The sequence below is a fragment of the Enterococcus sp. XAF26B05_ASV22 genome (assembly GCF_056727285.1).
Genome location: NZ_CM161538.1, coordinates 1,699,483 through 1,715,781, shown reverse-complemented (window position 1 = coordinate 1,715,781; position 16,299 = coordinate 1,699,483). Strand labels below are relative to the sequence as shown.

At 36.3% G+C, this 16,299-nt stretch carries 13 protein-coding genes and 2 pseudogenes; 3 read left to right on the top strand and 12 right to left on the bottom strand.

Going from position 1 to position 16,299, the window contains the following annotated elements; all coding sequences use genetic code 11:
* From AC1PU0_RS08550 to cysK, 8 genes are all read right to left on the bottom strand, one after another.
* Complete coding sequence (locus tag AC1PU0_RS08550) at nt 1-1,224, bottom strand: amidohydrolase family protein (RefSeq protein WP_206850271.1); 1,224 nt, start codon at nt 1,222-1,224, stop codon at nt 1-3.
* A gap of 24 nt (nt 1,225-1,248) precedes the next feature.
* Nucleotides 1,249-2,604 carry a citrate transporter gene (locus AC1PU0_RS08545; protein ID WP_206850272.1) on the bottom strand — a complete coding sequence of 452 codons (1,356 nt, stop codon included), beginning with the start codon at nt 2,602-2,604 and terminating at the stop codon, nt 1,249-1,251.
* A 348-nt stretch (nt 2,605-2,952) separates the two neighbouring features.
* Complete coding sequence (gene metA, locus AC1PU0_RS08540; protein WP_206850273.1) at nt 2,953-3,885, bottom strand: homoserine O-acetyltransferase MetA; 933 nt, start codon at nt 3,883-3,885, stop codon at nt 2,953-2,955.
* A 293-nt stretch (nt 3,886-4,178) separates the two neighbouring features.
* Nucleotides 4,179-4,811, bottom strand: a complete 633-nt coding sequence (locus tag AC1PU0_RS08535; protein WP_479998195.1) for a YczE/YyaS/YitT family protein — start codon at nt 4,809-4,811, stop codon at nt 4,179-4,181.
* Nucleotides 4,812-4,950: 139 nt separating this feature from the next.
* Nucleotides 4,951-6,300, bottom strand: a complete 1,350-nt coding sequence (locus AC1PU0_RS08530; RefSeq protein ID WP_111247862.1) for an NADH oxidase — start codon at nt 6,298-6,300, stop codon at nt 4,951-4,953.
* 254 nt (nt 6,301-6,554) lie between these two features.
* The gene (locus tag AC1PU0_RS08525) at nt 6,555-6,935 is read right to left on the bottom strand and encodes a RidA family protein (RefSeq protein WP_069653194.1); all 381 of its coding nucleotides are present in this window, start codon (nt 6,933-6,935) and stop codon (nt 6,555-6,557) included.
* 19 nt (nt 6,936-6,954) lie between these two features.
* A complete protein-coding gene (perR, locus tag AC1PU0_RS08520; RefSeq protein ID WP_069653195.1) occupies nt 6,955-7,386 on the bottom strand; it encodes a peroxide-responsive transcriptional repressor PerR in 432 nt (143 codons plus the stop codon).
* Nucleotides 7,387-7,580: 194 nt separating this feature from the next.
* On the bottom strand, nt 7,581-8,510 hold the full coding sequence (gene cysK, locus AC1PU0_RS08515) for a cysteine synthase A (protein WP_111247863.1): 930 nt from the start codon (nt 8,508-8,510) through the stop codon (nt 7,581-7,583).
* 188 nt (nt 8,511-8,698) lie between these two features.
* Between cysK and AC1PU0_RS08510 the strand changes: the two are divergent.
* Nucleotides 8,699-9,694, top strand: a pseudogene (locus AC1PU0_RS08510) (4-hydroxy-3-methylbut-2-enyl diphosphate reductase).
* Nucleotides 9,695-9,745: 51 nt separating this feature from the next.
* On the opposite strand, the gene AC1PU0_RS08505 reads toward AC1PU0_RS08510, so the two are convergent.
* The 3 genes from AC1PU0_RS08505 to AC1PU0_RS08495 all read right to left on the bottom strand — a co-directional run bounded on the left by AC1PU0_RS08505 (nt 9,746) and on the right by AC1PU0_RS08495 (nt 13,288).
* Complete coding sequence (locus AC1PU0_RS08505) at nt 9,746-10,603, bottom strand: glucosaminidase domain-containing protein (RefSeq protein WP_111247864.1); 858 nt, start codon at nt 10,601-10,603, stop codon at nt 9,746-9,748.
* A gap of 348 nt (nt 10,604-10,951) precedes the next feature.
* Entirely contained in the window at nt 10,952-12,946 is a 1,995-nt protein-coding gene (gene tkt, locus AC1PU0_RS08500) for a transketolase (RefSeq protein ID WP_206850275.1), read from the bottom strand.
* Nucleotides 12,947-13,045: 99 nt separating this feature from the next.
* Complete coding sequence (locus tag AC1PU0_RS08495; protein WP_069654912.1) at nt 13,046-13,288, bottom strand: DUF896 family protein; 243 nt, start codon at nt 13,286-13,288, stop codon at nt 13,046-13,048.
* Nucleotides 13,289-13,584: 296 nt separating this feature from the next.
* On the opposite strand from AC1PU0_RS08495, the gene lexA reads away from it, so the two are divergent.
* Together lexA and AC1PU0_RS08485 are read left to right on the top strand one after the other, a co-directional pair.
* Nucleotides 13,585-14,214 (top strand): transcriptional repressor LexA, encoded by a 630-nt coding sequence (gene lexA, locus AC1PU0_RS08490; RefSeq protein WP_141706568.1) that lies wholly within the window; start codon nt 13,585-13,587, stop codon nt 14,212-14,214.
* 180 nt (nt 14,215-14,394) lie between these two features.
* Nucleotides 14,395-15,659: pseudogene (locus AC1PU0_RS08485) on the top strand (ISL3 family transposase).
* Nucleotides 15,660-15,783: 124 nt separating this feature from the next.
* Here AC1PU0_RS08485 and AC1PU0_RS08480 read toward each other — a convergent pair.
* Nucleotides 15,784-16,284 (bottom strand): dihydrofolate reductase, encoded by a 501-nt coding sequence (locus AC1PU0_RS08480; RefSeq protein ID WP_206850051.1) that lies wholly within the window; start codon nt 16,282-16,284, stop codon nt 15,784-15,786.
* Nucleotides 16,285-16,299: the final 15 nt, after the last annotated feature.

Below are 16,299 nucleotides of genomic sequence, written 5' to 3'. Positions count from 1 at the left end.
TTATTTGAATATTGTTGTTTCTTTTTTCACTTCAACTGTAATTTTCCCATTCTTAATTACATAGTTTCGTTCGGGTATATCAATGATTGCATCTGCTACCACTTTCGTATCTAGCAAGATTAAATCAGCTTTATTACCAATATTTATACCATAGCTTTTTAAGCCCAACGCTTTTGCTGGATTTTCAGTAATCATCGGTAAAACAGTTGGTAAATCATCTGCTCCACCTAAATGTCCTACAGGAATCGCTAACATCGCAATTTGCATTAAATCACCATTTCCATAAGGAGTAAATGCATTACGAATATTATTGGTCGCTAAACAGACATTGACACCTGCATCGCGAAGTTTTCTAATAGGAGTAACCGCTCGTCTAACGTTGTATACATCATTTCTAGCACCTAAATGCAAATCTGTTGCTGGCAAAGCCATCACACTAATTTGTGCTTCTGACATCAATGCCAAAATGTCACTTAAGCGTTCTGGCTTTAGCGCATGAAGAGCTGTTAAATGGCCCACTGAAACTCTACCTTGATAATCTTCAGCAATTGTTTTCTTACATAAATATTCTATTGACATATCCGTTGCTTCATCATTAAAATCTTGATGAAGATCAATATCTTTGTCGTATTTTTTCGCAATTTCAAACACTAAATCAATATGTTTATCTGCTGGAGCATCGTTATAAGGAATACCACCAACGACATCAGCCCCCATTTCCATAGCTTCATGCATCATTTTTTCTGTGCCAGGCGCTTTAAAAATTCCTTCTTGCGGAAACGCAACGATTTGCATATCAATTAAATCCCGGTATTCTTCTTTTATTGCCATAATGGTTTTAAATCCGGAAAAACCTTGTGCTGTATCAAATTCAGCGTGGGTTCTAACCGCGGTTACACCATGAGAAATGATCATGTCTAAAGCTTTTTTTGCTCTTCGGTAAATATCTTCTTCGGTAAATGTTGGTTTTAGTTCAGCTGTAACACTGATGGCTTCTTGTAAAGTCCCGGATTTGTTTGGTCTTCTGTCAGCAATCAGTGCTTTATCCAGATGAATATGACTTTCGACTAAACCAGGAATTAAAACACGCCCGTTTGCTTCGATTACCTTTACTGCATGTTCAGTCAAACTTTCCGAAATAGCGATGATTTTACCATCTTTTATACCTATATCCTGTAACGCTTCTCCATCACTTAATCTTGCTTGTTTAATTAAAATGTCCATTTGTTAACATCCTTTCAATTTGATTTATACAAAGAAGCCAATTCCAATCAATAGTACAGAAGCAATACTGATCCATTTAACGTTGCCCTTGACAACTTCCAAAATCGGAATTTGAAAACCAGAAGATAAAGCTTGCATCGTAATATTCACAAAACTCATTTGGCTTCCTAATCCTACTCCAACCGCAACTAAACCTAACTCGATAGAAGAAAAACCAAGGGATACGGCTACGGGTAAAACAAGTGTTAACACAGAACCAACATACGCACCTGCCGGTATCCCAATCAAAATTCCAGTTAAAATAGCGACAGGAACCATGATCAACGTTGGTGCCGCGCTAGCAATGCCCGCAATAACCGCGAAGGTACCCGTTTGAGCAATAATATTAATAAACGCAAGAAAAATCCCCACTTGGAATAACCGAGTCAAAATATATGTTGAGCCATCAACCATGGCTTCTACTGACTGATTCAGTGAAAAATCTGAACAAATAAAAATCAAGGCTATTGTTAAAACCATATACACTAATGGCGTCAATAATGGGAACCCGACAAGGTTATTCACTACAGGCCCGAAAATTACAGCGAATAGTAAAAAAATCGCAGGTAACGTTAATTTAAACAAGGCTCTGTTACTCATTGAAACGTATTCATCATTACTATTTTCTTTAAATCCGATATTCCGACGTTTCGTTCCCCAAAAAGCGAGAACAATTGCTAACGCACAAAAAAATAACCAAATTGGACGCATATCTGAAACGTATGTCGCAACACTAAAATCTCCTAATTTCGAAACGATGCTGGATTCTAATGAAGCGGGCGATGTCGTAAACGAAACAGCCGCAGCAAGTGACATTGCTGCAATCAACTCAGGGACAACTCCAACTGCTACAAAGGCTAATGGTGCGATAACCATTGCACTACCACCGCCGATACCTGACATATAAGTTGCAGCGGCTAACAAAAGAACAATAAATGCTGAAACATATTCTACTTTTCCTTTTGTCCCTCGTTTGGCAAGAGTTAATGCAGCAGAGTAGCCACCTGATTTAAAGACTGCCATTGCAACAGCTGAATTAATGATTGGCACAGTAATACCAAGCATCATTGGAATCGTTTCTAATAGTTGTTCATTCGCTTGTTCTAACCCAATACCACCGATGATCATTGCCAAAACGCCTCCAACAAATCCAGCGATGATCATATCTACTTTCATAAATAATAGGACTAAAACTAAAATCAATGGAATGATCACTATCACAGCGTTTAGTCCTGTAGGTGCAGCAATTGAATTAATTTCTTGTGCAAACGCAGGCACAAAAGAAAAAAGAAATAGTAGTGAAAGGAACAAACCGCTGAAAAACTTTTTAGGCAATTTCATCATTTTTCCTCCAATTATAGCTAATTAAAGCATTTTCATTTCTACAATGAGTAATAATTGCTTTCGGTAATAGAAATACTAAGTTTTCTAAACTAAAAAAGTACAATAACAATATTGATTGGTTGATAGCCTCTAAAATTTTCTCTTTTTAGCACTTATCAACACTTCAACTGTTAATCCCCCCTTCCTTCTCCTAATGATACGTTTAAATTCCAGAAAAAGAAAAAAGAATGCCTCAATAATTATACAAATAAACTAAAAAGATAACGTTTGCATTCTTACCTAGACTATATTAGCAAAAAACAGCTAAAACAAACGTCATGATAATTTGTCTTAGCTGATCTATAATTATCCTTTTGCTTTATCTAGTAATGTCGATAATTCATAAGGTGTATTTTGGTAAACTGCATAATTTATCCAATTAGAGAATAACAAGGATGCAGCCATGTGCCATCTTAATTTGGGAACTTCTTTGATGTCATCATTTGGAAAATAATTTTCAGGAAGATTTGGTTGAATCCCTTTTAATTGATCCCGTTCAAATTCTTGTTGTAATGTCTCACGATCATATTCCAAATGACCCATTGCATAAAATGCTCGATTATTTTTATTTCCAACTAAAAAAAGACCCGCTTCTTTCGACTCGACAAGAACTTCCAATTCGTCTGTCTTCTCGACATCACTTCTCTTGATCCCTGTATACCGAGAATGCGGAGCGAAAAACAAATCATCAAATCCTTTTAAAATACTCCAAGTAGGTGTTAATACTTCATGAGAATAAATACCGGTTAACTTTTGATCCAAGAAATACTTATCGATTTTGTGATGATGATAAAGCCCTGCCTGCGCACCCCAACAAATGTGAAATGTAGAAAATACGTGTGACGTACTCCATTCAAAAATATCCTGTAATTCTTCCCAATAATCAACTTTTTCAAAAGGAATCTGCTCAATTGGGGCTCCTGTAATGATCAATCCATCGTAGAACTTTTCTTGTACTTCTTTAAACTGATAGTAAAAACGAGTTAAATGTTCACTAGAGGTATTTTTTGCCTCATGACTACTCATATGTAAGAACTCCACATTTATTTGTAACGGTGTGTTACTTAAAAGCCTCAAGAGTTGAACTTCTGTCTCATCTTTTTTGGGCATCAAATTCAAAATTAAAATTCGTAAAGGTCGAATGTCTTGATGCATGGCGCGATCTTCGTCCATTACAAAAATATTCTCTTTTTCTAAAACTTTAATAGCTGGTAATTCTTTTGGAACACGAATCGGCATGCGTAAATCCTCCCTTTCTTTTTGTCTAATTTTATTTTACGATAAAAAGAGGCAGAAAGAAAGATTCTTTGTAAGAAAATGTTACGTTTTAAAAAAATAACTCGATTACTTTAGCTATTAAAAAAAACATGAGACAGGGTGCTTATCCATCTCATGTTTTGTCTTATAGAAAATTATTACACTACTTCGGTACTTTATTCATCTTCTCTTTTCATTTTACGTTTGAAAGTGAAAGTTGCTACTGATTTCTCTGAATCAGCTGGTGTTGCAAAGGGTGCAGTAAGATTAATTTCTTAGCTATTCACTTTTTCTTTCACACTTTTTTCAATTATAGGAGTACTAACTTTTTTATTCCAGAAATCAATCAGTGGTCCTGTGAAAAATGCATTGATTACGGTTCCAATACCAACTGGGCCTCCAAAAATAAAAGCTAAGATCACAAAAAAGATATCTTGAATTACTCTTACTACACGATACTGGGCTTTACTTCGATCTACAATGATCGGAGCAATTGCATCGTATGGCGCATTTCCTAATTTTGCTGACATATAAAAAGATGCCCCGAAAGTAAAAATCACTACACCAAAAACAAGTAAGAGCCCTTGAGAGAGTATATTGATTTTAATTGTGAAAAATGTGTCATAGATCCATGTATAAAAATCAATGAAAAAACCTGTCAGCACCATATTGATTACGGTTCCGATACCAATATATTTTCTACCAAAAATAAAAACGAAAACTAGAATGATTATATTGACAATCAGTTGATAAACACCCAGTGATAAGCCTAGAACATTCCCAATACCAATATTGGCTGCAGTATACGGATCCAATCCTACTTGACCTACACGTAATGTTGCCACTCCAAACGCTAGAATTGCTACACCAATTAAAGCATATAAAGCACGTATTATAATTTCCTTCATTTTCCTATTCTCTTTCATCTTTTAACCCCTCAATCTTGTTTACCTTTTAATTATCTCAAAAATTGTCAAAAACGCCAAATGTTAAGATTTTATATAAAAAAATAGAGCTGAATTTTCACTCAACTCCATTTTTTATCTATTACTTTTTAGCGATATCTTTAAGTGCCGCTTGAGCTAACAAGTTTAAGTAGTTCCAAGGACGATCAAAGTGTGGCTGGAAGAAGAAATCTGATAAGGCAAGATCTTCAACAGTCATTTTGTTTTGTACAGCTAATGATAGTGTATTAGCTGATTGAGTAATGTCATACTTAGACATTAATTGTCCACCGACAATACGGTTTGTCCCTTTTTCGTAAACTAATTCCATCATGACATTTTCAGTCGTTGGCATGAATTCTGGACGATAATTATCCTCAAACAATGTTGCTTCTACATCTAAGTTGTTCATTTTTGCACTTTCCAAGGTAACACCTGTTGAACCAATTTTCCAACCAAATAAATATAGACCGGAAGTTCCTTGTGTTCCGCGATATGCTAATTTTTCTTCTGTTAAATTGTAACCAACTAACATTCCTTGGCGAACAGCATTCGTTGCTAATGGAATATAATTCGTCGTATTGCTTGGGTTGTAGTGCACAACTGCACTATCCCCTGCAGCAAGAATATCAGGGTTGCTTGATCTCATAAATGTATCAACCACAATAGCACCATTAGGGAGCATATCTACTTTATCTTTAAGTAAAGTTGTATTTGGGCTAAATCCAACACACATGATGACCATATCTGCTTCGAATTCTTGACTAGGTGTAATTACTCTATTCACATGTCCGCTTGCATCAGCTTGAAATTCCTGAACATTCTCACCTAACGCTATCGTCACTCCTCGATCAGCAAGTTCTTTTTCTAAAACATCTGTAAATGGTTTATCTAAGTACTTATTCAAAATACGATCTAAACCGTCAATCAATGTAACCTCCTTACCTGATTCTACAAAGGCTTCAACTAATTCGATTCCGATATATCCCCCGCCTACAACGACAACTTTTTTCGCATCTTTCGCACGTTCGATAATCACATTTGCTTGATTAAAGTTTTTACATAATAAAATATTTTCAGCTTCAATCCCTTTAATAGGCGGGATAATTGGCCATGAACCTGTTGTCATAACTAATTTATCATATGAAACAGTTTCTTCAATACCAGTGTGTAAATCCTTTGCAGTGACTGTTTTATGATCAACATCGATTGTTTCGACTTCATGTTCCATTTTAACTGTAGCACCTAGAGACGCTAACTCTTCAGGACTTGAATAGAATAGACTGTCAGCCTCCTTCACTACTCCTCCAACATATAGAGCAATACCGCATGATAAAAATGACACATTATCATTTCGTTCATAAACGATTACCTCCGCGTTTGGGTGATTTGTTAAAATACTTTTGACTGCAGCAGTTCCTGCATGCGTACATCCTACGACTACGACTTTCATTTTGTAAATCCCTTCTTTCAAGTTAAATTTTTCACCAACAAATCTATTCTAAATCTATCGGCATACTAAAAATATAACAAAGTAGAAAGCCAGATTCGAGTTCTTTGCTTGTGAATCACAAAGTTATTTTTTCACAAACTCTTCTTTTTTTAACCCTTTCTTCATTTTATCCAATTAAATATTAACAAAAAAAGCTGATTTAACAATAAAAAAAGCTGAGAAAAATTATTTTCTCAGCTTGTGAAATTAAATTGCTATTCATTTACTGAAGCAATAATTTCTATCTCAATAAGAACATCTTTAGGCAATCGGGCTACTTCTACAGCAGAACGAGCAGGTAATTGCGTTTTAAAAGCGCCAGCATAAACTTCATTAAAAGCTGCAAAATCATTCATATTTTTTAAAAAGCAAGTCGTTTTGACAACTTGGTTAAAATCACTTCCAACTTCTTTTAAGATTGCCGCTATGTTTTTAAGCACTTGTTCTGTTTGTTCTTCTATTGTACTACCAATAACTTCTCCCGTTTCAGGACTTAAAGGAACTTGACCTGAAGCAAACAATAGTCCATTGACAATATTTCCTTGTACGTATGGTCCAATTGCTTTTGGAGCTTTGTCTGTGTGAATCGATTTCATTTTATCCCTCATTTCATTCTTATTTTGCTTTTTGACAGTCCGGGCATAAACCATATAATTCTAATCTATGCTCATTAATTTCAAAACCAGTTAATTTACTTGCTGCCATCTCTACGTCTTCCAATCCAGGATAATGGAAATCGACGATTTTACCACAGTTCTGACAGATAGCATGATAATGTTTCTTTGAGCTGAAATCGAAACGACTAGATGCATCGCCATAATTCATCTCTTGCACAAACCCAATATCAGTAAACAATCGTAAATTATTATAAACAGTCGCAACACTCATATTTGGAAAACGATCTTCTAATGAACGATAAATTTCATCTGCTGTTGGATGGCTATGATTCTCAATTAGATATTCTAAAATTGCATATCTTTGAGGAGTAATACGAATATTGGCTTCTTTTAATTCTTCAAGTGCATTCTTTACCAATATATTGTCCATTTGGTTCCCCTCCCAGTCTTCTTCCTTAAATGATACTATTTCTAATCTATCTTGACAAGAATAATTGCATAAATACTATCGGAAATATCATGTTTATCACGATTTTGATGAATTTCAACATTATTATATACTTTTTGGGTGGTTAAATGTGTTAAAAAAGGAAGCCGCAACAGTGCACTTCCTTTTTTTCTAAATTATTCAGAAAAATTGTAAAGTGCAGTTGAAAGATATCGCTCACCATTATCAGGAATAATGGTCAATACTTTCTTTCCAACACCCAATTTTTTGGCTACTTGAATTGCTGCATTCACAGAAGCTCCCGCTGATATCCCAACTAACAATCCTTCTTTGACAGCTAATTGTCGTGCTGTTTCCATTGCATCTTCACTTGGAACTGCAAGAATTTCTCCATATATATCAGTATCTAAAACGTTAGGAATGAAGCCTGCACCAATTCCTTGGATTTTATGTGGACCAGGAGCACCCCCTTCAAGAACAGGCGATTCTGTTGGTTCAACAGCAACTATTGAAATAGTTGGATATACTCGTTTTAATTCTTTTCCAGCACCGGTTATTGTCCCACCAGTCCCGACTCCTGCCACAAATGCATCTAACCCTGCTGGACCAAAGACATCTTGAATTTCTTTTCCGGTTGTTCTTTCATGTGTTTCGGGATTCGCAAGATTGTCAAATTGCATGGGCATAAAGTAACCGTCTTTTTCTGATAATTCCGTAGCCTTAGCAATTGCGCCTTTCATCCCTTCTGAGCCAGGAGTCAACAATAACTCAGCACCATACGCTTGCATCAGTTTTCTGCGTTCAATACTCATTGTATCAGGCATTACGATTACGACTTTATAGCCTTTTGCAGCCCCCACCATTGCTAACCCGATCCCAGTATTCCCACTAGTAGGTTCGACAATTGTATCGCCTTTTTTTAGCTTCCCACTTTTTTCAGCTTTGTCGATCATACTTAAAGCAATTCGATCTTTTACACTTCCACCTGGATTGAAAAATTCAAGCTTCACAAACACATCAGCAGCTCCATCTGGGACAATTCGTCCTAATTTTACTATCGGTGTTTTACCTATTAATTCGGTAACAGAATTAAAAATTTGAGTCATGATCCATTCCTCCATTCTCGTATTCTTATAAGCAAAACCTTTCTTGTGTTTATAATAGCTTATATCGTTTAATCTGGCTATCATTTTGTTACAGCTGAAAGATTGATCTTAACTTTTTATCCATTTCTAATAAAAATGTTGTATAGTAGAAAAGACTTTCAAATGAATAAATAGGAGTTACATCATTTATGAAAATAAAAAATATTAGTCCACGGGGTTATTGTTACGGTGTTGTTGATGCAATGGTCATTGCTAGAAATGCTTCTCTCGATGAAAATTTACCACGACCAATCTATATTTTAGGTATGATCGTTCACAATAAGCATGTGACAGATGCGTTTGAAAGTGTTGGGATCCATACGTTAGATGGAAATACCCGTGAAGATATCCTATCGCGAGTTGACCGTGGTACTGTTATATTTACAGCACATGGAACTTCGCCCAAAGTAAAGAAATTAGCAGTCGCTAAAGGTTAAACGGTAATTGATGCCACTTGTCCTGATGTAATGATTACACACGAATTGATTGCTGAAAAAGTGTCAGACGGTTATGAAATTATTTATATCGGAAAAAAAAATCACCCTGAACCCCAGGGAGCACTTGGTGTATCCCCGGAACATGTTCATTTAGTTTCTAACCAAGCTGATATTGCAAGTTTACAACTAACGACAGAGAAAATTTTTGTGACCAACCAAACGACTATGAGCCAATGGGACGTTAGCGATTTGATGGTTTCGATTCAGAAAAAATACCCTCATGTACTTATTCATAAAGATATCTGCAAAGCTACCCAAGTCCGCCAAGAAGCAGTTGTTGAACAAGCTCAAGGCTGTGATTTAACAATTGTTGTTGGTGGTCCAAAAAGTAATAATAGTAATCGGTTAGCTCAAGTTTCCGTTGAGCAAGCAAGGGTTCCAGCTCATCAAATTTCAGATGTCTCACAAATCAATGCTAAATGGTTAATCAATGTCGAACAAATTGCTGTGACGGCTAGTGCCTCCACCCCAACTAAAATTGTTAGGGAAGTCATTGATTATTTAATGCAATTTGATGCAAATGATCCTATAACGCATAACAGAAATTCAACTACTACTCCAGAAGAGAGTCTACCGAAGTCCAGAATAAAGGATTTGAGTAAAAATCGCACACGACGTCTAGAAGAACTACGATCAAGAAAACGATAAAAAATCTTCCAACAAATAGTCATTTTCACGACAGATTGTTGGAAGATTTTTTTATGCGACTTGTAAGACTTGTCCTATAGTAATCAACTCAGCCGTTATACCATTGGAAGCCATCAGTTGGTCGACAGTAACACCAAATTTTTCAGCTATTCCCCAAAGAGTATCACCAGAAGCTACAGTATATGTTTGAGCTGTGGTAGTTGCACTGCTTTGTCCAACAGCAGTTTGATTCGTTACAGGGCTCGCAACAGTTGTAACTGTTGCACTATTTCCACTATCATATGCAGTCAAACCATATGCCTCAATCAACCAATTTAATTTCCCAGCGTAGTTTGGATCAGTTGCATAGCGTCCAGCTAAAGCAGCTGTCGCATCCATGTAACTAGTTGTATTACTTTTCCACACGCCAGAATAATGATAGTCTCCGCTAGAAGCTAACGTCGTTTTAAGTACATTGGCATGATCTTGGAATGATTCAGTGTATGATGGATAACTTCTAAATGGCTCAGTCATCGTTACCCATTGACCATTCAAATATTCCGAAGTCGGCATATAGACTGTTTGTCCACCGTAACTTCCCTTTACGCCAAACAAATTATAATTCGGTGCTGCAGCTAATCCTGAAGTACCGTAGCTGCTTTCCAATAATGCTTGAGCAATCATAACAGATGCGTATAAATCATTAGCGTCAGCTACAGACGACGCTGAATAGCCAATAGAATCAATAAATGCTTGTTGTGAATAGTCTCCTTGTACTTCAACTTCATTTGCTTGAACACCTAATGGCAAAATATTCCCAGCAATCGGAAGAAATACTAATGAAGTTCCAATTATAGATACCATCCGTTTACGATTATTTCTACGTTCTTTTTGTTGGTGTCTACTACTTCTTGTTTCGATCTCGCTCATTCACTTGTTCCTCCTCAATAGAACATCATACTATCATTCTACTAGGGGACTTTTTTATGCACAATTATTTGTTCCTGAAATTTGAAGTTTTAAAGTGAGTGTAATCCAGTTGAAATCTTTGTTTTATTGATTATAGCGATTTTTGTTTCTTTCGTTTTACATAGTGTATATTATTCAGTATTATTCTTTTCACAAATGCCTTCATCCTAAGTTTATTAACTTTTTTAATTTTAATATAAAATATTACGTTTATTACTTTAATGTTACATAAAAATCGTTTTAAATATCTAATTTATTCGTATAAAAAGCAGAAATTCACGAAATGTGAACCTCTGCCTTTTATACTTTTTATAGATTATTGTATTTTGATACTACATTATCGACTGTAAAGCCAAATTCTTTCAAGACCAAATCTCCAGGAGCAGAAGCCCCAAAGTGATCAATCGTTACAGTCGTACCAGTTGTCCCAACATAACGCTCCCACCCAAAAGGTGATGCAGCTTCGATTGCAACTCGTTTATTTATATCTTTAGGTAATACAGCTTCTTTATATTCCGCTGTTTGTTTTTCAAACAAATCAAAACTTGGCATTGAAACAACCGAGACATCTTTCCCTTGTTCAGCTAATGCCTTTTGGGCTTCAATTGCTAAATTCACTTCTGAACCAGTTGCAATTAAAATCCCTTCAGGTTTCTCACCATTTTGTTTAGAAATAACATAAGCACCTTTTTGAACAAATTCTCCTGCATGTTCTTTTGTCCCTTCAATAACCGGTAAGTTTTGACGACTTAGAACTAAGACAGTCGGTGCATCTTTTGTTGTCATCGCAATTTTCCATGCTGCAACAGTTTCATTACCATCTGCTGGACGAATTACTTGTACACCAGGCATGCAACGAATACTTGCCAATTGTTCAACGGGTTCATGTGTTGGTCCATCTTCGCCCACCGCCACAGAATCATGTGTTAATACATATGTCACAGGAGTGTTTTGGATTGCAGCTAAACGTACTGCTGGACGTAGATAATCTGTAAATACAAAGAATGTTCCACCGTAAACGCGACTTCCACCATGTAATTGGATTCCGTTCATTGCTGCTGCCATAGCAAACTCACGAACGCCAAACCAAATATTGCGGCCTTCGTATTGACCAGGCTCAAAATCTTTTTCTGCTGTAACCATCGTATTGTTCGACGCAGACAAATCAGCTGATCCGCCCCAGAAACCTGGTACAGTTTTAGAGATTGCTTGAATCGTTTCTTTACTTGTAACACGACTAGCTGCACTTGAACCTATTTCATAGGTTGGTAATTCACTATCCCAATTTTCAGGAAGTTCATCGGCAAAAGCCTGTTTAAATTGTTTCGCTAACTCAGGATGATCTTTTGAATAATTTGCAAACATCTTATTCCATTGATTTTCTGCTTTCTCGCCTTCTTCTATCATCGTTTCTTTAAAGCGGGCAGCAACTTCTTCTGGAACAGTAAAGTCTGGGTATTCCCAACCATAAACAGCTTTAGCTGCAGTAATACCATCTGCTCCGATTGGCGCTCCATGTACAGATGATGTACCTTCTTTTGGAGCACCGTAGCCAATAACTGTTTTTACTTCGATCAATGTTGGCTTATCTGATTCAGCTTTTGCGGCTTCTATTGCTTTAGAAATTTCTTCTAGATCATTGCCGTCTTTGACTAAAATATGTTGCCAACCGTATGATTCATAACGAGCACCAACATTTTCCGTGAACGCTTTTGACGTTGGACCATCTAAAGAGATATCATTTGAATCGTATAACACGATCAGTTTACCTAATTTCATATGTCCGGCCATAGAACTTGCTTCTTGAGAAACACCTTCCATCAAATCACCATCTCCGCATAAGGCATACGTATAATGATCGATCACAGGAAAACTATCACGATTATATGTTGCAGCAGTATGTGCCTCAGCCATCGCCATCCCAACAGCCATCGCTATTCCTTGACCTAAAGGACCCGTTGTTGCTTCAACACCATCTGTGTGATGAACTTCTGGATGTCCAGGTGTCTTACTACCCCATTGACGGAAACTTTTTAGATCATCAATTGTAACACCATAGCCCGCTAAGTGAAGTAAGCTATAAAGCATTGCAGATCCGTGACCGGCAGAAAGGATAAAACGGTCTCTATCTACCCAATTTCTTGAAGTTTTAGGGTTTACTTTTAAGTGTTTTGTCCAAAGTGCATAGGCCATAGGTGCTGCACCCATTGGTAATCCTGGATGTCCCGAATTAGCTTTTTGTACTGCTTCAATGCTTAATGTACGAATCGTGTTAACGCCTAACTGATCAGTGTTGTCGAACAAAAAAATCATCTCCTATTTAGGTTTTTTTTACCTTTATTAACTACATTTTATCGCATTTCGTTTATGAAAGCAATTACTTTTAGTAAAAAAAACTAAAAATCACTTTCTATTGTGCAATCCTTTTGCTTTTTGGATCTCTTTCAATTTCTCTGGTGTTACATCATTTCCTTTAGGATCAACGACTTTCATACCTTCAATATGATGCCGCATCCCACCTCGAAAAGCTGCCAAATATTCTTGACGAAGTACTTTTTGCTCTTCTTTTTCTTTCTCAGTCAATTCATTTTCTTTCGCTTTTTTTGCTAGTTCATTAATACGGTTCATTTTTTCTGACGATAACATCTATTTTGCCTCCTCGTTTTTAACATTTAATAGGCGTATTCAATCTTTTTTTGAAAGGCTAGTTTTGAAGTTAGACAAGTTTACTTTCCAAGTCTATCTTATAAGATGGGCACAAAAAATACAACTATATTCTTATTAAAATTAGAAACGATTCCGTTTATTTACTGAAATTTTCATTTACTGCCTTATCACTTTTGGAGTATCCTTCCTACAATTATACTTTTTCAAAAATACACGAACGCTTGTTTGATTCCTATATAAAACTATGGTACACTAAAAATATAAATCGAAAGAAGGTGCGGGTTGTGGTGAAACGTACAGACACAAGACAAATCGAAGTATTAAAATATATATATGAACAAGTTGAACTAAAAGGCTATCCGCCGACTGTAAGAGAAATCGGAAAAGCAGTTGATCTTTCCTCAACCTCGACTGTTCATGGACATTTAGCACGTTTAGAAAAAAAAGGACTCATTTTACGTGATCCTACAAAACCAAGAGCAATTGAATTGACTGCAGACGGACTTGAAAGAATCGGTGTGAGACCGACAGTGATTCCAATGCTGGGTGTTGTTACAGCTGGTGAGCCGATCTTAGCTGTCGAAGAAGCTTCTGACTTTTTTCCTCTTCCACCTGATTTAATGGCAGAAGAAAATGCTTTGTTCATGCTGACTATCAGAGGTGAAAGTATGATCAATGCTGGTATTTTAGATGGCGACCAAGTTATTGTTCGCAAACAAACTGCTGCTTCAAATGGTGATATTGTTATTGCGATGACAGATGAAGATGAAGCAACTTGTAAACGATTCTTCAAAGAGACAGATCATGTTCGCTTACAACCAGAAAATGATGCATTGGAACCAATTATTTTGAATAATGTAAGCATTCTAGGAAAAGTTGTTGGTTTGTATCGCAATCATATTTAAATAGTAAAAAAACACACTAACTCTTAGTATGTTTTTTTGGCTCTATAATATATTGTGTTGGTGGAAATCAAAAAAGATTTTCTACCAGCACTTTTTTGAGCATTTAAATACAAAAAAGGAACAACTAACTGATAAAATGAAATCGACAAAAACCACAAATCATCAGAAAGGTTGTTCCCTATGGATAAGAATACCAGATTATTGCTCGGACTTACAGACAAAAACCTCCGGTTTGAAGAAAATTGGTTGGAACAAAGACCAGTAAAAGGAGTGCAAGCTCAAGTGATTAAAGCCAAGCTGACCTATTCACCTACTCATTGCGAGAAATGTGGGCGCCTCAATCATGGACAAATCATCAAAAATGGCAGTCATACAACAACAGCTCAATTGCCTGTATTTAATGAGCGCTTCACTCTATTAGAACTAAAACGGACACGTTTTCTTTGTCATGAATGCGGTGCTACTTTCCACGCTCATACAGAGCTGATTGAAGAACATCATCACTTATCTAAACAGCTTCAATACCAAATTATGCTTGACTTGAAAAAGAATGTTTCAAGAAAAATGATTGCTCAAAAACACTTTGTTTCAGACATAACAGTCCTTAGAATGATGGAGAGACTATCAAAAAATTATCGAACAAACTGGAACTTCCTCCCTAAAATTCTATGTATCGATGAATTTAAATCCATGAAATCTTGCCAAGGAAGTATGAGCTTTATTTGTGTGGATGGAGAACGGAATCAGTTGTTAGAAGTGCTGGAAGATAGACGACTATACAAATTGACCGCTCATTTCATGCGCTTTACACGTGAAGCTCGGCTACATGTAGCGTATCTCGTAACCGATATGAACGCTAGTTACCATCAACTTCTTCGAACGGTTTTTCCGAATGCTCAATTAGTGACGGATCGCTTTCATATCGTCCAACAAATGAATCGTACGTTGAACCAACTGCGAATTCAAACGATGAACCGTTTGAAAAGTTCTGAACCAAAACAATACCGTCGTTTAAAACGCTATTGGAAGCTACTATTGAAAGATTCCGATAAATTAGATATAAACTGTCGAGCTTATCAGCCCTTATTTAAACGGCCATTAAGTCAACAAGATATTGTCGATGAACTGTTGCACTATGGTGATGTCCTACGAACAGGCTATGATACAAATATGCTTTTTCTCATCGAGAACATACGCTCTTTTTTGAGTATCTTCAACAGCTAGATAATCAGCTACCACACTGGTTCAAAAAGAAATTACTCTTCTTTAACAAATATAAAGAAGGCATTAAGAATTCGTTTCGCTTCCCTTATTCTAATGGTATTACTGAAGGCTTAAACAATAAACTTAAGGTAATCAAACGTGTAGCCTATGGCTATCGAAACTTTTATCATTTTCGTTCACGTATTTATATTATTCAAGGTCTTATTTTTTCACAACAATAAAAAAGCCTGATAAGAATGTTCTATCCTTACCAGACTTTGATTTCTATTCAGTTTTTTGTTCACCAACACAATTTGACGTAGAACCGTTTTTTTTACTATTTATTTCTTTAAATCAAAAAACGTTTTAACCTACCATGACTTTGCGCTGATATGTTTCAAATTGATAGGCGTAACTATTTGCTTCGTCTTGTTCGCCTGCACTCAAATTGATCAAGGTCCAGTCATCCCAATTAACCGAAGGGAATAGTGTATCGCCATCAAATGAATGATGAATAACTGTACGGTATAATACATCACAATACGGTAAAAAATCTTCATACACTGCTGATCCTCCCGCAATGAATGTAATTCCTGAAAAAGTTTTAGCATAATCAAGAACTTCATCCACAGTATGAAATACAATGACTCCTTTTGCTTGATAGCTTTTGTCTCTAGTTAGAACAATCGTTTGACGATTTGGTAACGGCCGAGCGCCCATCCCCTCAAAAGTTTTTCTTCCCATAACAATGGTGTTGTCTTCAGTCATTTGTTTAAAAAATTTTAAATCATTTGGCAAATGCCAAGGTAATCGATTCTCTTTACCGATTGTCCCTTGCTCATCTTGTGCCCATATGGCTGCTAACATTGGAGAACTCCTTTC